Raw genomic sequence first — 24,124 nt, forward strand, 5'->3', positions numbered from 1 at the left:
CAGCATGACGCCTCTCAAGCAATGAGTCAACAAGTCCCATATTTTGGTTAACGGACCTGCCGAATCTGTCGCCCGAGACACTGGCACCCCGACGCGGTCCCGCTCCGACCCGTCCCGCTCCGACCCGGGCTACTCCGGCACCGGTTGCCCGGGCACGGGCAGGGGCGGCAGCCGCCGGGGCGGCGGTGGACCGGAGGCCGGCACGGGCGGCACCGAACCGGCGATCGGTGGGGCGTGCGACGAGGTGGCGGCCTCCAACATCGCCTCCAGGTGCTCGGCCGGCACCCCCCAGCCGAGAAGAGCGCCCTGACCGAAGTGGCAGCCTGCGGCAACCACTTCGGCCAACTCGGTCGGCGTCGTCACACCCTCGGCGATAACCCCAAGACCCAGCTGATGCCCCAGGCGCATGACGATGTCGACCATCGGGGCGAACGCCGGGCCGTCGGCGTCAACCGGACGAACCGGCTTATGTCCGGCGACAAGACTGTGGTCGATCTTGAGGATGTCGAGCGGCAGCCGACGAAGCTGGCCGAGGGAGGAGTAGCCGGCACCGAAATCGTCCAACGCGATCCGAACCCCGGTACGACGCAACGCGGTCAACCGCCGAATCAGCTCGTCCACGTCGGTGGCGACGGCGTGCTCGGTGACCTCCAGCACCAGACGCTGCGGCGGAACCCGGTGTACGCGCAGCGCGTCGGCGACCTGACCGACGTAGGCCGGGGCGTGTAGCTCTCGAGGCGAGACGTTGACCGACACCCAGACGTCGTGCCCGTCGGCGAGCCAACGGGAGAGCTGGTAGCAGGCCTGGTCCAGCACCCACGCCCCCAGCTTGGCAATCATGCCGCACTCCTCGGCGAGCGGGATGAACTCATCCGGCCGGACCGCACCCAACTCCGGATGGCGCCACCGGAGCAGGGCCTCGGCGCCGACTGGACGTACCGACGGCAGCGACGCCACCGGCTGGAACACCAGTCGTAGCTCGTCGCGTTCGATCGCGCCCCGCAGCTCGTGCTCGAGCGTGGTCCGCCGGCTCAACAGCCGGTCGTAGGCGACGTCGTACCGCTCGATCCGATTCTTGCCGCGCTGCTTGGCGTAACGCAGGGCCAGGTCGGCGTGGCGCAGCAGCAGCTCGACATCGGTTTGGCGGGCCCAACCGGCGATGCCGATGCTCGCCGAGAGGAAGACCGGCCCCTCGGGCAGCTCGTACGCGGCCGCCAACGCCCCGAGCAGCCGCTCCCCGATCGGGTCGGTGGCGGCCGGCGGGCCGGGCAGCAGGACAGCGAACTCGTCCCCGCCGAGCCGGGCCGCCAGATCGCCGGGGCGCAGGGGGCCGCGCAGCCGCCGGCCCACCTCGGCCAGGACGGCGTCCCCCGCGTCGTGACCGCGCACATCGTTGACGTTCTTGAACCCATCCAGGTCGAGCAGGAGCAGGTCGCACTGGGTGCCCCGCTCCGCGCAGCGGTGCAGAGCCCGCAGCAGCCCCCGCCGGTTCGCCAGGCCGGTCAGGGCGTCGGTGTGGGCCAACTCCCGGAAGTGCGCCTCCCCCTCGACCAGCCGGCGGGCGTACCGACGGACATCGTGCAGGGTCAGGGACTGCCGGGCAACCAGGACGAAGCCCGCGACACTGATGGCGGCCACGCCGCTCGGGTCGAAACGGCCGTCCTGGAGGAAGTGGTACGTCGCCGCGCCCGCCATCACCAGGATCGGCAGGACAGCATGCTCACCCTCGCGCCGGGTCGGGTCGATGTCCGACTCGCAGGGGCGATCGAACCCGCGCAGCACCAGCGCCACGGTCAGCAGGCCGGCCACGGCCACCGTCGCGCCACCGAGCGCCCACCCCACCTCCGCCCGGGACAACCCGGTGGCGATGCCGAGCCCACCGAGGGTCGTCGCGGCGGAACCGCTGGCGAGCGCGGCGAGCCGCCGTCGCGGAGACGAGACCCGGAACACCACGACGGTGGCGAGGCCCACGATCAACGCTGCGCTGACTGTGGCGAGCAGGATCGGCACACCGACCACCGGGGCCGATCCGAGCAGGCGGGTCGGCTCAGCGAGGAGCACCCAGCCCACGAACCAGAGCGCGGTGGCGATGATCAACCCGTCCAACGACAGCCGGGTGGCGACCCCGATGCTGGGGGCCATGCCCGGCAGCCGGAGCAGCCCGGCCCCGAAGAGCAGCCCACTGGTCACCGTGGCCAGGGCGACCAGCTCGGCCCAGCCGGTCGAGGGGCTCGGCTCGGGCTGCCCAGCCGCCGTCAGCCCCACCAACGCCCCGGCCGTGACCGCGACCAGGCCGATGACGGCGGCCACGGCGAGGAGGAGGAACGCCGCGGCCCGGGGCGCCGATAGCCGACGGGCAGCGCCCACCACCCGGGTGACGGCCGGCTTGTGGATGAGCCCGCTCAGCACGGCGGTGCGAAGCTGGCCCGGGGGTGTCAGCACAGCCCAACTCTGCCGGATCCACGCCCGGAGCGGGGGGCCGGGTGTGCATCTGTTGGGACACGTCCCGCGCGGGTGCCGACCGAACCGAGACGGTGTCAGACTGGTACGCATGCCTGAGCTGCGGTCGAGGACCTCCACCCACGGTCGGACGATGGCCGGCGCCCGAGCCCTGTGGCGGGCCACCGGGATGACCGACGACGACTTCGGCAAACCGATCGTCGCCATCGCCAACAGCTTCACCCAGTTCGTACCGGGTCATGTCCACCTCAAGGAGCTCGGTGGCCTGGTGGCCGACGCGGTAGCCGAGGCGGGCGGGGTGGGCCGGGAGTTCAACACCATCGCCGTGGACGACGGCATCGCGATGGGCCATGGCGGCATGCTCTACTCGCTGCCCAGCCGGGAGTTGATCGCCGACGCCGTGGAGTACATGGTCAACGCGCACTGCGCCGACGCCCTGGTCTGCATCTCCAACTGCGACAAGATCACTCCCGGGATGCTGCTGGCCGCCCTGCGGCTGAACATCCCGACCGTCTTCGTCTCCGGCGGTCCGATGGAGGCCGGTAAGACAGTCGCGATCGAAGGGGTCGTGCACTCCAAGATCGACCTGGTCGACGCCATGGTCGCCGCATCCAACGAGGCGGTCACCGACGACCAACTCGACCAGATCGAACGCTCGGCCTGCCCCACCTGCGGCTCCTGCTCCGGAATGTTCACCGCCAACTCGATGAACTGCCTCACCGAGGCGATCGGCCTGGCCCTGCCCGGCAACGGGTCAACACTCGCGACCCACGCCGCCCGCCGGTCCCTCTTCGTCGAGGCCGGCCGTACCGTCGTCGAGATCGCCAAGCGCTGGTACGACGGAGACGACGCCACGGTGCTGCCCCGCGCGGTCGCCAACCGTGCCGCCTTCGACAACGCGGTCGCTCTCGACGTCGCGATGGGTGGTTCGACGAACACCATCCTGCACCTACTCGCCGCCGCCCGCGAGGCCGAGCTGGACTTCGGGGTGCGGGACATCGACGCCATCTCCCGGCGGGTGCCCTGCCTGGCCAAGGTCGCACCGAACTCCCCCAACTACCACATGGAGGACGTCCACCGGGCCGGCGGAATCCCGGCTATCCTCGGCGAGCTGGACCGGGCCGGTCTACTCCACCGGGAGGTCCACGCGGTGCACTCCCCCTCGCTGGAGCGCTGGCTCGCCGACTGGGACATTCGCGGCGGCGCCGCGACACCGAAGGCGATCGAGCTGTTCCACGCCGCGCCGGGCGGGGTGCGCACCACCGAGCCGTTCTCCACCACCAACCGCTGGTCCACGTTGGATACCGATGCGGTCAGCGGGTGCGTCCGGGACCGGGCCCACGCCTACACCGCGGACGGGGGACTGGCCATCCTGCACGGCAACCTGGCACCAGAGGGCTGCGTGGTGAAGACCGCCGGGGTGCCCGAGGAGTGCCTCACCTTCCGCGGCCCGGCCCGGGTCTACGAGTCCCAGGACGACGCGGTCACCGCCATCCTGGCCAAGGAGATCACCGCAGGGGACGTGGTGGTGATCCGCTACGAGGGCCCCCGGGGCGGACCCGGTATGCAGGAGATGCTCTACCCCACCTCGTTCCTCAAGGGCCGGGGGCTGGGGCGGGCCTGCGCGCTGCTCACCGACGGCCGGTTCTCCGGCGGCACCTCCGGGTTGTCGGTCGGCCACGTCTCCCCGGAGGCGGCCGCCGGCGGGCTGATCGCCCTGGTCGAATCGGGCGACGAGATCGTCATCGACATCCCGAACCGCACAGTCGAGCTCACCGTACCGGCCGAGGTGTTGGACGCCCGCCGGGTCGCGCAGGAGAAACGAGACCGGCCGTACACGCCGGCGGAGCGGCAGCGCCCCGTCTCGGCGGCGCTGCGCGCGTACGCCGTCATGGCGACCTCCGCCAGCGACGGCGCCTACCGCCGCGTCCCCGAGTAGCCGGAATTCGGGGCGCGGCCTCGCGGACCGCCCCAAGCCGGCCCGGGAACGTCAGCCGACCCTCCGCCTACCGGGCGGACGGGGCTGACCTGGTTGTCGACCCGGACGCCCTTACGGACATCGACACGGTTCGGCGGGCGAAACCCGCGATTCACCGTTGGTGGCGGAGGTCTTGTCTTGCCGCTCCACCCCTGGATCGGTTGGATTCGCGAACCCCGTCACGGCGATTACAACAACAGCGACCAGTCTTACGACCCTCTGAATCGTCACGTCGTCCTCCTCGTCTGCCGGTTGGCAATGCCGCGGCGGAAAAGCCGGAACTCACCTCCGCCGCACCGATAGTTGACTCTACCGCCCACTCACCAACATTCACCCAAATCTACCTATAGACCTGCCCTAGAATTACCTTAATTAGCCTTAAGCTGAACCACTCAGCAGCCGATCAAACACTTTACGTAACACCCTTTCTTGACTGGCTTCACACCGCACACAGGCGCAAACCCAACGTCACACCCCACGCCACGTTCGACGCCAACAGCCCGAGACCTCTCCCAGGCCCGCGCCGGGCGGGTCGCGCCCGCCGCATCGACCAGACCTGGATGAGACCGGCAGGACCGACCGGGGCGGTCGACCGCCCCGGGGAGCGACAGCGGCTACCCCGGCACACCGCCGGCCTCAGCCACCCGCCCCGACGCTGTGGAGCTTTATCTGTTTTGGGCATGTTTTTCGGGTTCATGTTCGCTTGCTCTGTTTGTCGGTTTACTGTCCGGGTGGCTGCTACCGCCCGCTCGGTAGCCGAGGGAACCCACCCGGTCAGCCACCACCGGGTGATGACTCCTCGTCGTTCACGGGGGAAGGACACCGACACCGCGATGAACCAGCAGGAACACATCCAGATACCCGAACCGGACCGCCCTGGCGGGCACCGGGCGAGGTCACGGCGGCGCTGGTGGGCCGTCGGGCTGGCCGGGGTGACCGGCCTGACCCTCACCACCGCCGGCATCACCGTCACCCCGATCGGGGACGCGGTCAGCCGCGCCATCAGCAGTAGCGACGACCGCCCCGGGAAACACCCGGACGCCCCCTCCACCGGAAGCGACAACCACGACGAACGAGCCAAGGGCGACAGGGGCGCCCACGACGGCAGAGGTAAGGACACGAAGGGCGTCCCGGTCCCCTGCGACACCGACAAGCTAATCGCCGCGATCACCCTCGCCAACGCCCGCGGCGGCGCCACCCTCGACCTCGCCAGCACGTGCACCTACCTACTCACCGCCCTCATCGACGATGCCGGCCTCCCCGCCATCACCGCCCCCATCACCCTCAACGGCGGCAAGCACACCGTCATCGAACGCGCCGCAGCGGTCGAACAGTTCAGAATCCTCACCGTCGACGTCGGCGGCGACCTCACCCTCAACCACCTCACCATCACCGGCGGACACACCGACAGCGACGGCGGCGCAATCCTCGTCAACACCGGCGGGGCGCTCACCACCAACCACAGCACCATCACCCGCAATATCGCCAACGGAGACGGCGGCGGTATTTACAGCGCCGGCGTCACCACCGTGCGACACACCACCGTGAGTCGTAATACCGCCATCGCCACCGGGGGCGGTATCGCCAACTCCGGGGGGCAGGTGACTCTGGAGAAAGCAGCGGTGAAGGCAAATACCGCAGGCGCCGTGGGCGGTGTGTTGAGCATCGGTTCCTCCGCCGTCGTGACGATCCGGCACAGCCTGATCGCCGACAACAACTCCGGGGGAGCCGGCGGCCTGCTGATCCTCAACGACGGGATCGGCACAGTCGTCGACAGCACGATCACCGGCAACCGCTCGAGCAATTTCGCGGGGATCCAGGTTGACGGACAACTCACCTTGAAGCGGGTGAAAATTACCAATAATACCGCTTCCTCCGGGTTTGCCGGCGGCCTGTTCGTCGGCCCCGACTCCACCGCTGTGGTCGAGGATGGCCTCATCCAGGGCAACACCGCCCTCTCGAACTTCGGCGGCGGCGTGTACAACTTCAGCGTGCTGGTGATGCGCAACACGAAGGTCATCGGCAACCAGGCCGAGGAGGGCGGCGGCATCTACAACTCCGGGGGCATGGTGACGCTGTTCAACACGCAGGTGGTGAAGAACATCGCCACGGTCGACGGCGGCGGCATCGTCAACGACGGTGGGACCGTTGACCTGAACACCGCCACCGGCACCATCGTCATCAAGAACCGGCCCAACAACTGCGTCGGCAACGTTCCCGACTGCCCAGCCTGAACCGGCACCCACGCGGGGCTCCGACCCGCCGCCTCCGCGGCGGGTCGGAGCCCCGCACTCCTGCGGTGATCAACCGTGCCACCACCGCGGCGCACGGGACCGCCCCGTCCCGACACCGCTGGGGAACAGGTGGGATCATCACAGGGTGAGCAGCTCCGACACCCTCCGATTCCGGCACAACCAGGCCCTGCTGGTAGCCGCGGTGGTCGCCTTCCTCGGCGCCCTGCCCCTGGCCGCCGCCCGGTGGTACCTGTTGCCGGTGCTCCTCGTACCGCTCCTCCTCGGCGGATGGGCCTGGCGGGCCGGCACCGACGTCACCGCACAGGGGCTGTGCCTGCGGGCGCTCGCCGGCCAGTACCGAATCCGCTGGGACCAGATCGTCGAGTTGGGCGCGGACCCAGCTGGCCGGGCGGTCGCTCGGCTCACCGACGGCCGGGCGGTCACGCTGACCGCCATCCGCCGGGACGACCTGCCCCGGCTCGTCGCGGTCACCGAGCGGCCCGCACCCGGCCCGGCCGGCCGGTCGACTCAGTAGCCCTCCACCACCACGTTGGTGGGCGACTCGCCCGCGGCGAAGCGGCGAATCTGCTCGCCCACCAGCTCGTACGCCCGCGGGAGCAGGCCCTGAACCGAGCCCGCGACATGCGGGGTGAGCAGCACGTTCGGCATCGCCCACAACGGATTGTCGGCGGGCAGCGGCTCCGGGTCGGTGACGTCCAGCACGGCCGAGATCCGGCCGGTGCCCAACTCGGCGACGAGTGCCTCGGTCTGCGCCACCGGCCCCCGCGCCGCGTTGACCAACAGGGCACCGTCGCGCATCGCCGCGAGAAAGCCCTCGTCAACCAGCCCGCGGGTCTGCTCGGTCAGCGGCACCAGCAGCACCACCACATCCGCCTCCGGCAGCAGCCGGGGCAGTTCCGCGACGGCGTGCACGCCGGACCGCGCGGTTCGGGCCACCAGGGTGAGGCCCACCTCGAATGGGGCGAGGCGTGCCTGGACCGCCGTGCCGATCGAGCCGGCGCCGACGATCAGCACCCGCTTGCCGGCCAGTTCGTCGGTCGGTGCCACCTCGCGGTATGCCCACTCCCGACGGCTCTGTGCCCGGACCAGCGCGGGAAAGGAGCGCAGGTGCGCCAGGATCGCGGCGACGACCCACTCCGAGGTGGCTTGGTCGTGCACTCCCCGCGCATCACAGAGCGTCACGCCCGGCGGCATCCGGCCGACCCACGCGTCCGCACCGGCGGTCAACAGCTGCACCACTTCCAGATCCGGCAGCTCCCGCAACAGGTCGGCGGTCTCCGCCTCGGCCAGGAACGGTGGGACCCAGAACCGGACGTCGGTCACCGGGGACGGGAGCCGGCCCGGCTCCGCCACCTCCACCGTGACACCCGCCGGCAGGTCACCGAGGAGGGACGTGCCGTGCTCATGGGGGATCCACACCTTCACACCCGCCGACGATAGAGCCTCGGGCCGGCCCGTCCTTTTCCGGGGCCCACGCCGGCCCACCGGCCGCTACCCTGGTCCCGGTGAGCGCCCGTCCCGTGCACCTGCGCAGCCGCCGCTTTCGGGCTACCCTCGCGGCGTCGTGCGTGGCGCTGCTGATCACCACCGGCTGCAGCTTCGGCGAGCCCGGGCCCGATCCGGCCGGCGAACCCCCCACTTTCCCCACCCCGACCAGCACCGGCCTGGGGAGCACCGGGCCGGAGGTGGTGGCCACCGTGTTGGCGAAGGGCCTACGGGTCCCGTGGGGCATCGCCTTCCTCCCGGACGGGGGCGCGCTGGTGACCGAGCGGGACTCCGGCCGGATCCTCCAGGTCGGGCCCGAGTCCGACCCCGGCGGGCTGCGGGTGACCGTGGTCCAGACCCTTGCCGAGGTGACGGCGGGTGGCGAGGGTGGGCTGATGGGGATCGCCGTCTCCCCGGACTACCAACGGGACCAGACGGTCTTCGTCTACTACACCGCCGAACAGGACAACCGCATCGCCCGGCTCACCCTCGGGGAGCCGCCGCACCCGATCCTGACCGGCATCCCGAAGGCGCGCACCCACAACGGCGGTGGCCTCGCCTTCGGCCCGGACGGGCAGCTCTACGCCAGCACCGGCGACGCCGGCGACCGGGAGCAGGCGCAGGATGGCAACCGGCTCGGTGGAAAAATATTGCGGATCACCACCGACGGCGAGCCCGCACCGGACAACCCCTTTCCCGACTCGCCCGTCTGGTCGCTGGGCCACCGCAACGTGCAGGGCTTCACCTGGGCCGCCGACGGCCGGATGTACGCCGTCGAGTTCGGCCAGAACACCTGGGACGAGATCAACGAGATCGAGCGGGGAGGCAACTACGGCTGGCCGGAGGTCGAGGGTCGCTCCGACGACAGCCGATACGTCGACCCGATCGTCTGGTGGCCGCCAGCGGACGCCTCCTGTTCCGGGCTGGCTCGGACCGAGCAGTTCCTCGCGACGGCCTGCCTCCGCGGACAGCGAGTCTGGCTGATCGAGTTGACCGCTACCGGAACGCTCCTCGGCCAACCGCGTGACCTGCTCACCAACCGGTACGGCCGATTGCGGGCAGTGGCCGCGGCACCGGACGGCTCGCTCTGGGTGAGCACCTCGAACCACGACGGGCGCGGAGCTCCGGTGGCGGAGGACGATCGCCTCCTGCGCCTGGTGTTCGCGGACGGCGAAGCCGGACGAAGCTGACCGCAAGAACGGGACAAAGTTCACCGCGATGTCGCCGGTGAGCCGACGACAAATCCGGACAAATCCGACAGCAAGCTCGGGTCGAGCTGGTAGCTAGGTCAGATAAGTGGGGCATCTGGCAACACCCGGCCCAGATTTCCCGAGCCTTTCGACTGAGCGAGTCAGAATTTCAGCATGGACGGTCAGGAGAACGAGCAGCAGGACAGCCGAGGCGGCCAGCCGCCAGGGACGGGCTGGAGCCGACGGTTCCGGCTGCGGCACCGGCCAGCCGACGGCCGTTCGACCCGCTGGCGGGCGCTGCGCGCCATCGGGATGACCCTGGCCGTGCTCGCCATAGCCGTGACCGGGGTGTTGATCGGCACCCTGGCCGGCGGCCGGGTCAGCACCGAGGTCGGACCGTTTCAGGCGGATCTGACGGTAACCCCGACGCTGCACGGCGGCACCACCATCGACATACCGCCGCTCGGCGCGCTGCTGCTCGACAGCCACGACGGCCCGGCCAAGCTGACCGTGCAGTTCGGCGCTCTCGACCAGGACCGCACCGAGGCACTGCTGCACGACCCGGAGAGCCTCGACCGGGCGAGCCAGACCGCCGTGGACGACGTCCGTGAGGGCATCCTGCGCCTCGGTGTCCGTACCGTCGCCGCGACGGTGCTGGTCACCCTGCTGCTGGCTCTCCTGGTGTTTCGCGACACCCGCCGTACGGCCTGGGCGGGAGCGCTTGCGCTCGTGATCGTCACCGGCAGCCTGGGCACCGCGGCGGCCACCCTGCGCCCGCAGTCGATCGAAGAGCCCCGCTACGAGGGGCTGCTGGTCAACGCGCCGGCACTCGTCGGTGACGCCCGCCGGATCGCCAGCGACTACACCCGCTACGCCGAGCAGCTCCAGCGCCTGGTCGGCAACGTCAGCCAGCTCTACGCCACCGTCTCGGAGCTGCCGGTGTTCGAGCCGCAGCCCGGGACCACGCGGGTGCTGCACATCTCCGACCTGCACCTGAACCCGGCCGCCTGGCAGGTCATCCAGACCGTGGTGGAGCAGTTCGGGATCGACGTCGTGGTCGACACCGGTGACATCACCGACTGGGGCAGCGAGCCGGAGGCGAACTACGTCGACTCGATCGGCCTCCTCCGCAAGCCCTACGTCTACATCCGCGGCAACCACGACTCGGGGGGTACGACCGCAGCGGTGGCCCAGCAGCGCAACGCCATCGTGTTGGACAACGCGACCACCGTCGTCGCCGGGCTGACCATCGCCGGCATCGGGGACCCGCGCTTCACGCCGGACAAGAGCACCTCACCGGCGGGCAGCAACCTGACCGGGGAGACAGCCGACCAGCTCATCGGCGTCGGTGACCAGTTGGCGGCCACCGCTCGTAGCGCACCGCAGCCGGTGGACCTGGCGCTGGTGCACGACCCCGCCTCGGCGGGCCCCCTCTCCGGCACCACGCCGCTGGTACTCGCCGGACACACCCACAACCGCGAGGTGTACCGGCTGCCCCAACAGCCGGACCACACCCCCACCCTGCTGATGGTGCAGGGCTCGACCGGTGGCGCCGGACTGCGCGGTCTGGAGGGCGAGGAGCCCACCCCGCTGTCGATGACCGTCCTCTACTTCGACGAGGAGAAGCTGCTCCAGGCGTACGACGACATCACTGTCGGCGGCACCGGCCAAGCCCAGGTGAACCTCGAACGGCACATCGTGGAGGACCCGAAGGCCGGGGCCCCCGCCCCGGTCACCCCCACTCCGACCCGCTGACCGAGCCGCCGGACGAGCCGACGGTCAGCGATCGGTCAGCGCAGGGAGAGCGCGGCGAGGGCGGCGTTCACGATGCTGCCCGGCAGCAGGTCGTGAAGCTCGTACAGCTCGGCGACGCTGCCGGACTGACCGAACTCGTCCACGCCGAGAGGCACCGCCGGGGCCCCGACCGCCGAGCCGAGCCACGCCATCGCGTGCGACGCCGCGTCGTGCACGGTGACCACCGGCACCCGGTCGACGAAGGCCGACCGGAGCGCGCCCGGAACGCTCGGCACGGTGGCGGTACGGACCCCCTGGCGCAGGGTGCGCTGCCAGGCCCGGTAGAGGCGGTCCAGGCTGGTGACGTCCACGACGTGCGCGGCGATCCCCTCCTCGGCCAGCTCGGCCGCGGCGGCGAGCACCTCGGGCAGGACCGCACCGGAGGCGGCGAGCTGCACGACCGGGGCGTCGGCGAGCTGCGGGTACGCCTGGTGGGCGTCAACCAGCCGGTAGGCGCCGGCGAGCACCTGCCGACGCAGCACCGCGTCGCCGATCCGGCTCCGGGCAGCCGCGAACGGAGCCTGGTCAACCGGGCGGGTACTGAGTCGGAAGTAGTATCCGCCGTCCTCCTCGGGCGCGGCGGTCGTGGCCGGCGCCGTACCCCCGGCGATCTGCCCCAACGCGTCACAGAGCAGCCAGTCCAGGGTGGTGGCGTAGGCGGGCTCGACGAAGGTGACCCCGGGCAGCTCCAATCCGACGCTGGCGGTGAGCGTCGACTGGTGTGCGCCCCCCTCCGGCGCCAGGGTGACTCCCGAGGGGGTGCCCGCGACCACGAACCGGGCGCCGGAGTAGGTGCCGTGGAGGAAGGCGTCCAGGCCCCGCAGCACGAACGGGTCGTAGACGGTCCCGACCGGCAGCAGCGGCTGCCCGGAGTGGTCCCAGGCCAGGCCGAGCTGGCCGAGCAGCAGGAACAGGTTCATCTCCGAGATACCCAGCTCGATGTGCTGGCCGGCCGGGCTCTCCGTCCACCGCAGCAACCGGTCCTCGGACCATTCGCGCTGCGAGGTGGGCGCGAAGACACCGGCCCGGTTGATGAACCCGGCCAGGTTGGTCGAGGTGGCCACATCCGGTGCGGTGGTGACGAGATAACGCCCGACCTGCGGGTCACGGGCCAGGTCAACCAGGACCCGACCGAAGACCTCCTGGGTGGAGACCGGCTTGTTCGCGCGTACCCGGGTCGTCTCCGGAACGCTGACGCCCAGCTCCCGCGTGCGTGGTGCCCGGGACAGCGCCTCCCGCCGCGCACCGGCCCGGACACCGGCCGGCGACGCCGGGTCGAGGCGGTCCCACTCGGTGTCCCGGGTGCGGCCGTGCGCGGCCCGCAACGCGTCCACCTGCGCCGTGGTGAGCAGCGCCGAGTGGTTCCGGGGGTTGCCGGCGATCGGCAGCCCCCAGCCCTTCACCGTGTACGCGAAGACCACGCTGGGCCGGTCGGTGACCGCGTCGCACTGGGCGTAGGCCTCCAGCATCGCCGCCAGGTCGTGCCCGCCGAGGTCGGTGACGAGCGGACCCAGCTCGTCGTCGGGGATGTCGGCGATGAACTCCGCGATTCCCGCCGGCGCGCCGTCGAGGAACTGCTTGCGCAGCAGCGGCCCGACGAGGCCGAAGAGCGACTGGTACTGCTCGTTCGGCATCCGGTCGATCCAGTCCCGCAACTCCGCCCCACCCGGACGGGCGTACGCGGCAGCGAGCCGGCGACCGTACTTGACCTCCACGACGTGCCAGCCCGCCGCCTCGAACTGGCCCCGCCACTGGTCGATCCGGATGCCCGGTACGACCCGATCCAGCGACTGGCGGTTGAAGTCGACCAGCCACATCACGTTGCCCAGTCCGGTGGTGGCCGGATCGGCGACCGCCTCCCAGATGTTGCCCTCGTCCAGTTCGGCGTCGCCGATGAGGGCGACGAACCGGGACCGGGGACGGGCACCGAAGTGCGCGTCCACGTAGCGGCGGGTAACTGCCGCGAAGAGCGGCGCCGCCGCACCCAGGCCCACCGAGCCGGTGGAGAAGTCGACCTCGTCCGGGTCCTTCGTCCGGGACGGGTACGACTGGAGGCCACCGCGGGCACGCAGCCGGGTCAGGTACGACCGGTCCAGGTTGCCGAGCAGGTACTGGATGGCGTGGAACACCGGGGAGGCGTGCGGCTTCACCGCGACCCGGTCCTCGGCGTCGAGGTGCGCGAACCACAGCGCCGTCATCGCGGTGACCAGCGATGCGCTGGACGCCTGGTGCCCGCCGACCTTCACGCCGTCGCCGGTGTCCCGGTCGTGGTTGGCCGCGTCCACGATCCGGGTGGCGAGCCACAACACCCGGCGTTGGATCTCGTCGAGGACCTCGAGGTCGTGCTGGTTCACGGGGGGACTCCATCCGGGCGCCGCCGTTGGCGCCCTCCGAGGGGTGGGCAGGAAGGGCCCGCCGGCACCCAGCCGGCGGGCCCTTCCTCGCACGTCAGCCCTGGACGCCGAGGCGCTCCAGGATCAGTTCACGCACGGTCTTGGCGTCAGCCTGGCCACGGGTGGTCTTCATCACCGCGCCGACCAGGGCACCGGCCGCGGCCACCTTGCCGCCGCGGACCTTGTCGGCGATGGCGGGGTTGGCGCTGATCGCCTCGTCCACCGCCGCCGTCAGCGCGCCGGTGTCGGAGACCACCTCCAGCTTGCGGTCAGCCATGATCTTGGCCGGCGAACCCTCGCCCGCGACCACGTGCTCCAGCACCGTACGGGCCAGCTTGTCGGTGAGCTTGCCGGCGTCAACCAGGCCCTGCAACTCGGCGACCTGCTTCGGGGTGGCGCCGATGTCGGCCAGCTCCACCCCGGTCTCGTTGGCCCGGCGGGACAGCTCGCCCAGCCACCACTTGCGAGCGGCGGTCGGGGTGGCGCCCGCCGCGATGGTCGCCTCGATCAGCTCGACCGCGCCAGCGTTCAGGATCGACTGCATGTCCAGGTCGGACAGGCCCCACTCCTGCTGCAGCCGACGCCGGTGCACCCGCGGCAACTCCGGCAACGCGGCCTTCAACTCGGCCACCCAGGCCGGATCTGGCGCGACCGGCACCAGGTCCGGCTCCGGGAAGTACCGGTAGTCGGTCGCGGTCTCCTTGGAACGGCCGGAGGTGGTGTCCCCGGTGTCCTCGTGGAAGTGCCGGGTCTCCTGGGTGATCCGGCCGCCCGCGGTAAGCACCGACGCCTGCCGGATGATCTCGGAGCGCACCGCGCGCTCCACCGACCGCAGCGAGTTGACGTTCTTTGTCTCGGTACGGGTGCCCCACTGCTCACCCGGAAGGTTCAGGGAGGTGTTGACGTCGCAGCGCAGCGACCCCTCCTCCATCCGTACGTCGGAGACGCCGAGCGACCGGAGGACGTCGCGCAGCTCGGTGACGTACGCCCGGGCCACCTCCGGCGCCATCGCGCCGGCGCCGGGGATCGGCTTGGTGACGATCTCGACCAGCGGGATACCGGCGCGGTTGTAGTCGACCAGCGACTCGGTCGCACCGTGGATGCGGCCGGTGGCCCCGCCCACGTGCAGGGTCTTGCCGGTGTCCTCCTCCATGTGCACCCGTTCGATGCTGATCCGCACCGGTTCGCCGTTCACCTCGACATCCAGGTAGCCGTCCACGCAGAGCGGCTCGTCGTACTGGCTGATCTGGTAGTTCTTCGGCATGTCCGGGTAGTAGTAGTTCTTCCGGGCAAACCGGCACCACTGCGCGATCGAGCAGTTCAGCGCGAGCCCGATCCGGATGGTCGCCTCCACGGCCGCCCGGTTGGCCACCGGAAGCGAGCCGGGCAGCCCCAGGCAGACCGGGCAGACCCGGGTGTTCGGTGCCCCGCCGAAGTCGGTCGGGCAGCCACAGAACATCTTGGTGTTCGTGCCCAACTCGACGTGGGTCTCCAGGCCGATCACCGGTTCGTAGCGCGCGACGACCTCGTCGTACGCGGGCAGTGTCGTCGTCATCGGTGCTCCTGCCTCACAGTGCCGGTGGGGTGAACGGGCCGACGGCGCTCTCCAGCGCGGCCGCGACCCGGTACATCCGGTCGTCAGCCATCGTCGGTGCCATGACCTGCAGGCCGACCGGGAGCCCGTCGGCGAGGCCACAGGGCACCGAGATGCCCGGCCCGCCGTACAGGTTGCTCGGAATGGTGAACAGGTCGGCCAGGTACATCTGGTACGGGTCGGCGGTGCGGGCCCCGACCGGGAACGCGACGAACGGCGTCGTCGGCGAGATCAGGGCGTCGACCTGGTCGAAGGCGGTGGTGAAGTCCCGGCTGATCAGGGTGCGCACCTTCTGCGCCTGACCGTAGTACGCGTCGTAGTAGCCCGACGAGAGGGCATACGTGCCGAGCATGACCCGGCGCTTGACCTCCGGGCCGAAACCGGCCTCCCGGGTCGCCGACATGACCTCCTCGAGCGACCGGGTACCGTCGTCACCGACCCGCAGACCGAACCGGACACCGTCGAAGCGCGCCAGGTTCGACGAGCACTCGCTCGGGGCGATCAGGTAGTAGGCCGGCAGCGCGTACTGGAAGTGCGGGCAGGAGACCTCCACGACCTCGGCACCCAGTTTGGTGAGCGTCTCCACCGCCGCCCGGAAGGCCGCCAGCACGCCCGGCTCGGCTCCCTCCCCGGCGAACTCCCGGACCACGCCCAGCCGAACCCCGGTCAGGTCGCCGCTGGCACCGAGCCGGGCGGCGGCCACCACGTCCGGCACCGGCGCGGGGATGGAGGTCGAGTCGAGCGGGTCGTGGCCACCGATCGCCTCGTGCAGCAGCGCGGCATCCAGCACCGTTCGGGCACAGGGGCCGGGGGTGTCCAGCGAGGACGAGAAGGCCACCAGGCCGTACCGGGAGGTCCCCCCGTAGGTGGGCTTGACGCCGACGGTGCCGGTGACCGCCCCGGGCTGACGGATCGAGCCGCCGGTGTCCGACCCGATCGACAGCGGTGTCTCGTACGCGGCCAGCGCGGCCGAGCTGCCGCCGCCGGAGCCGCCCGGGATCCGGCTCAGGTCCCACGGATTGTGGGTCGGCCCGAAGGCCGAGTACTCGGTGGAGGAGCCCATCGCGAACTCGTCCATGTTGGTCTTGCCCAACATCACCGTACCGGCCGCCCGCAGCCGGCGCACGATCGTGGAGTCGTAGGGCGGGCGCCAGTCGGCCAGGATCTTCGACCCGGCCGTGGTCGGTACGCCCTTCGTGGTGAGCACATCCTTGACCGCCACCGGCACACCGGCCAGCGGGCCGAGCGGCTCGCCGGCGGCGCGGCGCGAATCCACGTCGCGGGCCGCGTCGAGGGCGCCCTCCGTGTCGACGTGCAGGAAGGCGTGCACCCGGTCGTCAACGGCCGAGATCCGGTCCAGGTGCGCCTGGGTGACCTCGACCGCCGAGGACTCGCCCCGCGCCACCAGGCCGGCGAGTTCAGCGGCGGAGAAGCTGGTCAGGTCGGTCATGAAGCCACATCCTCGTCCAGAATCCGCGGTACGCGGAACCGCTGCTCAGCGGCGTCGGGCGCGCCCGACAGCGCCTCCTGGGGCGTCAGGCACGACGCCACCACGTCGTCGCGCAGCACGTTGGTCAGCGGCACGGAGTGCGACGTCGGCGGGATGTCCGCCGCGGTGACCTCACCGACCTGGGCAACTGCCTGGAGGATCACGTCGAGTTGGCCGGCGAGGGTAGCCAGCTCCTCCTCGGTCACGGCGAGCCGCGACAGTCGCGCCAGGTGCGCGACCTCCTCGCGGGAGATGGCGGCCATCGGTGCCCCCTTCGTGGCTGTCCTGCTGATCTGTCCGCGCCCACCGCGGGTGTGCTGCGCTACCCGCGGTGACCGCAGCGAGTCTATTGCTCCCTTCCGGCGCCGCTGCCTCGACTCCCCCCTCGACGGCACGGCCGGCAGGTGGGTTGAGGGTCAACGGGCCGGGTGCTGCCGGACGGCGGCCTCCGGGGCCGCCGTCGGGCGGACCGGACGATGCCGGGCCAGCCAGGCGACAAGCTCCTCCGCCGGCATCGGCCGGGCATAGAACCAGCCCTGTGCGGCGTCGCAGCCAATCGCGTGCAACATCCGCCAGGTCCGCTCGTCCTCCACCCCCTCGGCCACCGCCCGTAGCCCGAGCGCCCGGGCCAACTCGACCACCGAGGTAACGATCGCCGCGTCGTCGGCGTCCTCGGTCATCCCGAGCACGAAGGAGCGATCCACCTTCACCTCGGACAGCGGTAGCCGCCGCAGGTGTTGCAGGGAGGAGAAGCCGGTGCCGAAGTCGTCCAGGGCGATCCCCACGCCGAGTCGGTGCAGCCGGGTGATGGTGGCGAGCACCCGCCGCGGGTCGGCCATCAGCGCCCCCTCGGTGATCTCCAACTGGAGGCGCTGCGGCGGTACGCCGTGCCGGGCGAGCCGCTCTGCGATCCGGTCGGCGATCTCCCCGGTGTGCAGGTCCCGGACGCTGACGTTCAGGGCGGCCCGGAGGACCACCCCCGCCGCCTGCCACCGCGCCAACTGTGTCACCACGTCGTCGATGACCCGGAAGGTGAGCAGGCGCATCACCGCGCTCTGCTCGGCCACCCGGATCAGCTCCTCCGGGTCGACCATCCCGCGCCGGGGGTGGCGCCAGCGCAGCAGCGCCTCGACCCCGACCACCTCCCCGGTCGCGATGGCGACCTGCGGCTGGTAGTACATGGTGATCTCACCCGCACCGCCCGGGTCAGCCAGCCCGCCTCCATGCACCACCGCTGCCCGAGGCGGCCCCCCGGCTCCGTCGGTGGCCGCGGCGAGCGGATCAACGGTCCCAGCGGGGGCCGGCGGACCGGCCGGGCCGACGGTGGTACGGCGGCGAATCGGGTCGGCCGCGGTGACGATCCGCTGGATCAGCTCGTCGGAGTGGACCAGGTGTACGCCCTGCCGTCGGCCCCACCACTGCCACCGGCCCGGGTTCGGCCCGCCCGTGCGGGGCGACACCGCGCCGTCACCGCCGAGCACCGGGAAGGCCGAACCGTTACGCCCCGGGTCCGCCCCGCCGCCCTCCGCCTCCGGGAGCAGACCGGAGGCGAGAACCCGACGCAGGTCGGCGAGGAGACCCAGTCGCTCGGCCGTGTTGTGGTCGGACTCGGCCACGTAGACGGCGACCGTGTCGTTGCGCTGCTTCGCGTCGTACATCGCCACGTCGGCGTGGCGCATCAGGGTGGTGAAGTCCTCGCCGTGGTCGGGGAAGAGCGCGACCCCGATCGACCCGCCGACATCCAGCGGCAGCCCGTCCAGGGTGACCGGCTCGGCCAACGCGGCCACCACCCGGTCGGCCCGATCGCGTGCCTCGGCGACATCGGTCAGCCCGGTCAGCACGATGGCGAACTCGTCCCCGCCGAGCCGGGCCACCAGATCCCCGCCGGCGACCTCGGTCAGCCGGGCACTCACCTCGACCAGCAGGCGATCGCCGACAGCGTGCCCAAGGGCGTCGTTGACGTGCTTGAACCGGTCCAGATCGAGCAGCAGCAGCGCCAGTCGGGCCGGCGCCGCACCATCCGCGGCCCGCTCCGCGTGCCGGTGGAGTTGCTCGCCGACCTCGGCCACCAGCGCCTTCCGGTTGGCCAGGCCGGTGAGGGGGTCGAGGGCGGCCAGCTGCTGCTGCTCACTGCTGAGCCGGGCCATCTGGTAGACCGCGAACAGCGGCGCCAACACCAGCGGGACCAGCGCTGCACTCGCCTGGGCCGCGGTGACCACCACCGGCGCAAGCAGCAGCAGCGACCCGGTGGAGAGCAGCTCGAAACCCATCCCCTGCCGCCAACGCGCCCCGAAGCGCAGCCACACCGCCGAGTTGACCAGCCCGTGGTTGACCACGAACCAGGCGAGCGTCGCGCCGCCGATCGCGGCCACGTCGGTCCAGCTCAGCTGTCCGCCGCCGAAGAGGTCGCCCGGGCCGAGGCCGATGAGAACATGGGCGGCGGCGAGGGCACAGGCGCACTGGCCGGCGTTGAAGGCGATTCGCCAGCTGGCGTGCCCCATCCGGACCCCGGACACCACGACCGCCACCGCCTGCACGGCGACCGCCGGGCCCAGCCCCCAGCCGAGCAGGATGGCGAAGGTGAAGCAGGTGGACGCGAAGACCGCCGACGACTGCCGCCGCCCCGGCGGGTCGAACGGGCGGGCGTCCCCGGCGACCGCCAGCACCGCCATGGTCCAGAACGCCGCGGGAAGCCCGAGCACCTGGTCGGGAAGGGCCAGCAAGGGACCCGCCGACGTCAGCGTGGCCACGGCGAGGACCACCGCCACGAAGGCGAAGAACGGCGCGCTCCGTCCCGGTGGGACGAAGTTGCGCGGGTCGGCCGTCGCCATCACACCTCCCGCGGGTCAGGGTCGGCGCACCCATGCGTACGCCGTGTCCCCCATGAAACGCCCCAGGAGCCAGAATTCCCCGTACGACAGTCACGAATCGGTCGTAGTCGTAATTAAGTTGGTATACGCGCCACTACCGCCGGTCAGCCCTCGATCCGGGCCACCGCCTGAGCAGCCTCGGGGCCGGCGTCGAGCAACACCTGGAAGCCCTCCTCGTCCAGCACCGGCACCTTCAGGCTCGCCGCCTTCTCCGCCTTTGTCCCAGGGTTGTCACCGACCACCACAAAGGCCGTCTTCTTCGAGACCGAGCCGGTGACCTTGCCGCCACGCGACTTGATCGCCTCGGCCGCCTGATCCCGGGAGAAGCCGGCGAGGGTCCCGGTCACCACCACGGTCACCCCCTCCAGCGGGCGCGGCCCCTGCTCGACGGCCTCCTCCGCCATCCGCACTCCGGCCTCGGCCCACTTGCGCACCACCTCGCGGTGCCAGCCCACGGCGAACCACTCCCGAACGCTCGCCGCGATGGTCGGCCCGACTCCGTCAACCGCCGACAGCTCCTCCTCCCCGGCCTGGTCAATCGCCTCGACCGAGCGGAAGTGCCGGGCCAGGGCCTGCGCCGCGGTGGGACCGACGTGCCGGATGGAGAGCGCCACCAGCACCCGCCAGAGCTCGCGCTCCTTGGCCACGGTCAGGTTCTCCAGCAGCTTGACCGCGTTACTGCCGAGGCTGCCGTCCTTGTTGACGAAGAACGGGGACTGCGCCAACTGCGCGGTGTCGAGGGTGAACAGATCGCCCTCGTCGGTGATGATCTGGGCGTCGAGCAACGCGGCGGCCCCCTTGTAGCCCAGGACCTCGATGTCGAAGGCCCCCCGCCCAGCGAGGTGGAAGACCCGCTCTCGAAGCTGGGCCGGACAGCTACGCGTGTTGGGGCAACGGATGTCGATGTCGCCCTCCTTCGCCGGAGCCAGCGGAGTGTCGCAGCACGGGCACCTGCTCGGCATCACGAACGGCCGAGCCTGCGGTGGGCGCAGCTCGACCACCGGGCCGAGCACCTCGGGGATCACGTCCCCGGCCTTACGGATCACCACCGTGTCGCCGATCAGCACCCCCTTGCGCTCCACCTCGCGGGCGTTGTGCAGGGTGGCCAGCGCCACCGTCGACCCGGCCACCCGGACCGGCTCCAGGACCGCGAAGGGAGTGACCCGGCCGGTGCGCCCGACGTTCACGTCGATGTCGAGCAGCCGGGTGTTGACCTCCTCCGGCGGGTATTTGAAGGCGATGGCCCAACGCGGCGCCCGGCTTGTCGAACCCAACCGGCCCTGAATCGCCACCGGGTCAACCTTCACCACCACGCCATCAATCTCGTGCTCGACGTCGTGCCGGTGCGCGGCGTAGTGCGCGATGTACTCCGCGACACCGGCCAGCCCCGGCACCACCCGCCACCGATCGCTGGTGGGCAGGCCCCAGGCCCGCAACGCCGCGTACGACTCGGACTGGGTGCTCGGCGCCCAGTCCCGGCGGGCCCCGAAGCCGTGCACGACCAGCCGCAGCGGCCGGGACGCGGTGACCCGTGGATCCTTCTGCCGCAGGCTGCCGGCGGCTGCGTTGCGCGGGTTGGCGAAGGGCGCCCGCCCCTGCTCGACCAGCCCGGCGTTCAGATCCGCGAAGCCGGCGACCGGGAAGTAGATCTCACCGCGGACCTCGAGGAGAGCGGGGAATTCCGGAAACTCGGCGGACGGCGTCAGCTCCCCCGGCACGTCCCGAATGCTGCGAACATTCGCCGTCACGTCCTCGCCGGTGCGGCCGTCCCCCCGGGTGGCCGCCCGGACCAGGCGCCCCTGCTCGTAGGTCAGATTGATGGCGAGGCCGTCCACCTTCAGCTCGCAGAGGTAGGGAACCGGCCCACCGGCATCCCGCTCGACCCGCTCGGCCCAGGCCGCCAGCTCCTCGTCGGAGAAGGCGTTGTCGAGCGACATCATCCGCTCGGCGTGCGCCACCGGGGTGAAGTCGGTGGAGAAGGCGCCCCCCACCCGCTGCGTCGGCGAGTCCGGCGTGCGCAGGGCCGGGAACTCCGCCTCCAGTGCCGCCAGCTCCCGCAGCTGCTCGTCGAAGGCCGCGTCGGAGATGGTCGGCGCGTCGAGCACGTAGTAGCGGTATTGGTGCTCGGTCAGCTCCCGGCTGAGCGTCGCATGCCGCTCGCGCGCCGCCGAGGTCGGCTCCGCGCCGGCCGCCGCCTCCTGCTCCGCAGGAACCTGCTGGCCGATGGCATCCTCGGACATCGCCCTGACCTCCCATTCTTCCCACTACCCCGGGAAACCGTATCGGGGCGGTGAGACATTACGCCGGACACCGGCCCGCGCCAGCAATGACGAGGCCGTGCTGGCCGTAGCCCCGGCCACGACGGCCGCCGAGCTACCGGCGGGCGCGGTCACCCGACGCGGGCAGCACCCGCGGCCCGCGCGCTCACCCCTGCTCGCTCAACCGCCGTCCCGCGTCCTGGCAGGCGGCGAGGACCGCTCGAGTGTGCCCCCCGGTGGCGTTCGCCAACCCACAGGCCGGCGTGATGACAACCTGCGGCGCGAGCTGCCGACGGGGGAACCCGAGGCGGTCCCAGAGCCGGCGGACCCGCTCGGCGACCTGCGCCGAGGTCGGTGCGTCGCCGGCTGCGGACGGTCGGGTGGGCACGGCACCGGCCAGGAGGCCCAGCCCGGCGTCGATCGCCTCGCCCACCGGATCCAGGTCGGTGACCAGGTCGAGATCGAGGGCCACACCGACCGCGCCGACCTCCCGAATCAGCTCCAGCGGCACGTCCGGTGCGCAGCAGTGCACCACGACCGGTACGCCGGCGGCGGCGATGACCTCGCGCAGCAGGCTGCGGGCTCGGCCCGGTTCCACCGGCTGGTACGCCCCGAACCCGCTCTCGGTCGGCACCCGCCCGGCGAGCACCGCCGGCAACGACGGCTCATCGAGCTGCAGCAGCACCGAGGCCCGCGGTAGCCGACGCGCGACGGCAGCGACATGCTCCCGCACCCCCTCGGCCAGGGAGCCGGCCAGGTCCCGCATCGCGCCGGGATCGCGTACCAACCGGCCGCCCAGCGGCAGCTCCACCGCCGCGGCGAGCGTCAGCGGCCCAGCGACCTGGACCTTGACCGGCCCGGCGTACGCCTCGGCCTGCGCGGCGAGTTGGTCCAGATCCCGCTCCATCAGGTCCCGGGCCCGGCGTCGGTCCCGACCGGGGCGGGGGGCGACGCGCCACCGGGCGGCGTAGAGCTCAACCGGTAGCTCCACCAGTAGCCCGGCGGTCCGGCCGATCAGCTCCGCGCCCGGGCCACGGGCGGGCAACTCGGGCAGGTGGGGAAGGAGGGGCAGCTCACCGAGGGCGATCCGCTGGGCCTCCGCGATGTCGGTGCCGGGGAGCGACCCGACACCGGTCGCCGCACCCGCGGGCCACGGCCACGGCTGATCACTCACGGTCGAAGACTATCCGATTCACGGACCACCACCCGCCGGGCCACCCGGTCGGTCAGGCCGCGATGGTGGCGGAGCCGAGCACGATGTCGCCCGCCGGGTCCGGACGGTAGGCCACGATCGCCTGGCCGGCCGCCACCCCGCGGACCGGCTGATGCAGCTCGGCCCGCAGCCCGTCGCCGGTCACCGCCACGGTCGCGGGCACCACGTTGCCGTGCGCACGCAGCTGCACCTCGCACTCGACCGGAGCAGCCGGCCGGGGCCCGGCGATCCACACCGGACGCGCCGCCTGCACCTGGGACACCGCCAACGCCTCGGCCGGGCCCACCGTCACCGTGTTGGTCTTCGGGGTGATCGACAGGACGTAGCGGGGACGACCGTCCGCGGCCGGGCGGTCCAGGTGCAGCCCACGCCGCTGCCCGACGGTGTAGGCGTACGCCCCGGTGTGCTGGCCCACCACCTCGCCGGTGGCGGCGTCGACGACATCGCCGGGCGTCGCACCGAGCCGCTGGGCGAGGAAACCACGGGTGTCCCCGTCGGCGACGAAGCAGATGTCGTGCGAGTCCGGCTTGTCGGCCACCGCCAGACCGCGCCGGGTTGCCTCCGCTCGGACCTGCGTCTTCGTCGAATCCCCCAGCGGGAACATCGACCGGCTTAGCTGCTCGCGGGTGAGCACGCCGAGCACGTAGGACTGGTCCTTGGCGAGATCGACGCTTCGGCGTAGCAAACCGTCGGCGCCGAGCCGCGCGTGGTGGCCGGTGACCACGGCGTCGAAACCCAGGGCCACGGCCCGGTCCAGCACCGCGGCAAACTTGATCTTCTCGTTGCAGCGAAGGCAGGGATTCGGGGTACGGCCGGCCGCGTACTCGGCGACGAAGTCGTCCACCACGTCAGCCTGGAACCGCTCGGCCATGTCCCACACATAGAACGGGATGCCGAGCACATCGGCGGCCCGCCGGGCGTCCCGGGAGTCCTCCAGCGTGCAGCAGCCCCGGGCGCCGGTGCGATAGGTCTGCGGGTTGCGGGCCAACGCCAGATGCACCCCGGTCACGTCATGCCCGGCCTCGGCGGCCCGCGCCGCCGCGACCGCGGAGTCCACGCCGCCCGACATCGCCGCCAGCACCCGCACCCCGACCACCTTCCCACAACACCGTCGGGCACCGCGGTGGTGCCCGGACGAGCGTAAC

General features: G+C 71.6%; 15 protein-coding genes. 5 read left to right on the forward strand and 10 right to left on the reverse strand.

From position 1 onward, the window contains the following. Positions 1–129: 129 nt before the first annotated feature. Complete coding sequence (locus AC1UKG_RS11715) at positions 130–2,442, reverse strand: bifunctional diguanylate cyclase/phosphodiesterase (RefSeq protein WP_026325177.1); 2,313 nt, start codon at positions 2,440–2,442, stop codon at positions 130–132. 109 nt (positions 2,443–2,551) lie between these two features. Here AC1UKG_RS11715 and ilvD point away from each other — a divergent pair, with 109 nt between their 5' ends. The 3 genes from ilvD (at position 2,552) to AC1UKG_RS11730 (ending at position 7,207) form a co-directional block, all read left to right on the forward strand. Then, a complete protein-coding gene (ilvD, locus tag AC1UKG_RS11720) occupies positions 2,552–4,399 on the forward strand; it encodes a dihydroxy-acid dehydratase (RefSeq protein ID WP_482641751.1) in 1,848 nt (615 codons plus the stop codon). Positions 4,400–5,271: 872 nt separating this feature from the next. Then, complete coding sequence (locus AC1UKG_RS11725) at positions 5,272–6,672, forward strand: right-handed parallel beta-helix repeat-containing protein (protein ID WP_482641915.1); 1,401 nt, start codon at positions 5,272–5,274, stop codon at positions 6,670–6,672. Between the two features lie 145 nt (positions 6,673–6,817). Then, a complete protein-coding gene (locus AC1UKG_RS11730; protein WP_482641752.1) occupies positions 6,818–7,207 on the forward strand; it encodes a PH domain-containing protein in 390 nt (129 codons plus the stop codon). Here AC1UKG_RS11730 and AC1UKG_RS11735 read toward each other — a convergent pair. Next, positions 7,201–8,118, reverse strand: coding sequence for a 2-hydroxyacid dehydrogenase (locus AC1UKG_RS11735; RefSeq protein WP_018813588.1), 918 nt, complete (start codon positions 8,116–8,118; stop codon positions 7,201–7,203). The two genes, AC1UKG_RS11730 and AC1UKG_RS11735, sit on opposite strands and share 7 nt — an antisense overlap. A gap of 80 nt (positions 8,119–8,198) precedes the next feature. Between AC1UKG_RS11735 and AC1UKG_RS11740 the strand changes: the two genes are divergently transcribed. Both AC1UKG_RS11740 and AC1UKG_RS11745 read left to right on the forward strand, forming a co-directional pair. Further along, positions 8,199–9,368, forward strand: a complete 1,170-nt coding sequence (locus AC1UKG_RS11740) for a PQQ-dependent sugar dehydrogenase (protein WP_482641753.1) — start codon at positions 8,199–8,201, stop codon at positions 9,366–9,368. Between the two features lie 174 nt (positions 9,369–9,542). Further along, positions 9,543–11,123: a metallophosphoesterase gene (locus AC1UKG_RS11745; protein WP_018743031.1), complete on the forward strand. Its 1,581-nt coding sequence runs from the start codon at positions 9,543–9,545 to the stop codon at positions 11,121–11,123. 35 nt (positions 11,124–11,158) lie between these two features. Here AC1UKG_RS11745 and AC1UKG_RS11750 read toward each other — a convergent pair whose 3' ends face one another. The 8 genes from AC1UKG_RS11750 to mnmA all read right to left on the reverse strand — a co-directional run bounded on the left by AC1UKG_RS11750 (position 11,159) and on the right by mnmA (position 24,066). Then, positions 11,159–13,516, reverse strand: a complete 2,358-nt coding sequence (locus AC1UKG_RS11750) for a transketolase-like TK C-terminal-containing protein (protein ID WP_482641754.1) — start codon at positions 13,514–13,516, stop codon at positions 11,159–11,161. 94 nt (positions 13,517–13,610) lie between these two features. Next, positions 13,611–15,110, reverse strand: coding sequence for an Asp-tRNA(Asn)/Glu-tRNA(Gln) amidotransferase subunit GatB (gene gatB, locus AC1UKG_RS11755; protein ID WP_018743029.1), 1,500 nt, complete (start codon positions 15,108–15,110; stop codon positions 13,611–13,613). Positions 15,111–15,123: 13 nt separating this feature from the next. Beyond that, on the reverse strand, positions 15,124–16,599 hold the full coding sequence (gene gatA / locus AC1UKG_RS11760) for an Asp-tRNA(Asn)/Glu-tRNA(Gln) amidotransferase subunit GatA (RefSeq protein ID WP_018743028.1): 1,476 nt from the start codon (positions 16,597–16,599) through the stop codon (positions 15,124–15,126). Then, positions 16,596–16,901 (reverse strand): Asp-tRNA(Asn)/Glu-tRNA(Gln) amidotransferase subunit GatC, encoded by a 306-nt coding sequence (gatC, locus tag AC1UKG_RS11765; protein WP_018220804.1) that lies wholly within the window; start codon positions 16,899–16,901, stop codon positions 16,596–16,598. Before gatC ends, gatA begins: the two co-directional genes overlap by 4 nt. A 153-nt stretch (positions 16,902–17,054) precedes the next feature. Beyond that, positions 17,055–19,469, reverse strand: a complete 2,415-nt coding sequence (locus AC1UKG_RS11770) for an EAL domain-containing protein (RefSeq protein ID WP_475889243.1) — start codon at positions 19,467–19,469, stop codon at positions 17,055–17,057. A 143-nt stretch (positions 19,470–19,612) separates the two neighbouring features. Continuing rightward, positions 19,613–21,748 carry an NAD-dependent DNA ligase LigA gene (ligA, locus tag AC1UKG_RS11775; RefSeq protein WP_482641755.1) on the reverse strand — a complete coding sequence of 712 codons (2,136 nt, stop codon included), beginning with the start codon at positions 21,746–21,748 and terminating at the stop codon, positions 19,613–19,615. 184 nt (positions 21,749–21,932) lie between these two features. Beyond that, positions 21,933–22,940 (reverse strand): methionine synthase, encoded by a 1,008-nt coding sequence (locus tag AC1UKG_RS11780; protein WP_029123158.1) that lies wholly within the window; start codon positions 22,938–22,940, stop codon positions 21,933–21,935. Between the two features lie 52 nt (positions 22,941–22,992). After that, positions 22,993–24,066: a tRNA 2-thiouridine(34) synthase MnmA gene (gene mnmA / locus AC1UKG_RS11785; protein ID WP_018813586.1), complete on the reverse strand. Its 1,074-nt coding sequence runs from the start codon at positions 24,064–24,066 to the stop codon at positions 22,993–22,995. Between the last annotated feature and the right edge of the window lie 58 nt (positions 24,067–24,124).

This window comes from Salinispora sp. CH2A1_6 (assembly GCF_056820975.1).

Bases quoted from the DNA above. Each gene is read 5' to 3' on its own strand.
- ilvD (WP_482641751.1), top strand. From the start codon at position 2,552: ATGCCTGAGCTGCGGTCGAGGACCTCCACCCACGGTCGGACGATGGCC.
- AC1UKG_RS11725 (WP_482641915.1), top strand. From the start codon at position 5,272: ATGAACCAGCAGGAACACATCCAGATACCCGAACCGGACCGCCCTGGC.
- AC1UKG_RS11745 (WP_018743031.1), top strand. From the start codon at position 9,543: ATGGACGGTCAGGAGAACGAGCAGCAGGACAGCCGAGGCGGCCAGCCG.
- gatB (WP_018743029.1), bottom strand. From the start codon at position 15,110: ATGACGACGACACTGCCCGCGTACGACGAGGTCGTCGCGCGCTACGAA.
- gatA (WP_018743028.1), bottom strand. From the start codon at position 16,599: ATGACCGACCTGACCAGCTTCTCCGCCGCTGAACTCGCCGGCCTGGTG.
- gatC (WP_018220804.1), bottom strand. From the start codon at position 16,901: ATGGCCGCCATCTCCCGCGAGGAGGTCGCGCACCTGGCGCGACTGTCG.
- AC1UKG_RS11770 (WP_475889243.1), bottom strand. From the start codon at position 19,469: ATGGCGACGGCCGACCCGCGCAACTTCGTCCCACCGGGACGGAGCGCG.
- ligA (WP_482641755.1), bottom strand. From the start codon at position 21,748: ATGTCCGAGGATGCCATCGGCCAGCAGGTTCCTGCGGAGCAGGAGGCG.